Origin of the sequence: Tritonibacter sp. SIMBA_163, from assembly GCF_046535935.1 — a bacterium.
In the GTDB taxonomy this organism is placed as follows: domain Bacteria; phylum Pseudomonadota; class Alphaproteobacteria; order Rhodobacterales; family Rhodobacteraceae; genus Epibacterium; species Epibacterium scottomollicae.
The window spans coordinates 1-266 of record NZ_JAWJBP010000561.1 but is presented as its reverse complement, the minus strand read 5'-3'; the positions used below and the strand labels follow the sequence as shown (position 1 = coordinate 266).

At 58.6% G+C, this 266-nt stretch carries 1 protein-coding gene; it reads left to right on the top strand.

Features of this window, described 5'->3' with window-relative positions; genetic code table 11:
* On the top strand, positions 1-266 hold a 266-nt coding region (locus R0J92_RS23540), incomplete at both ends, for an ABC transporter permease subunit (protein WP_411053456.1).

Below are 266 nucleotides of genomic sequence, written 5' to 3'. Positions count from 1 at the left end.
CCGTCGATGGAAGAGGCATCGCAAACCCTGCGTGCCGATCGTTGGCGGACGTTCCGCAAGGTTTCATTGCCTCTGATGGCGCCGGGCCTTGCCAATGCGTTTCTCATCGCCTTCATCGAAAGCATGGCGGATTTCGGCAATCCGATGGTGCTCGGCGGCAGCAATGGCGTGCTCTCGACAGAAATATTCTTTGCCGTGGTGGGCGCGCAAAACGATCCCTCGCGTGCGGCGGTTCTCGCTATCGTGCTGCTGTGCTTTACATTGAC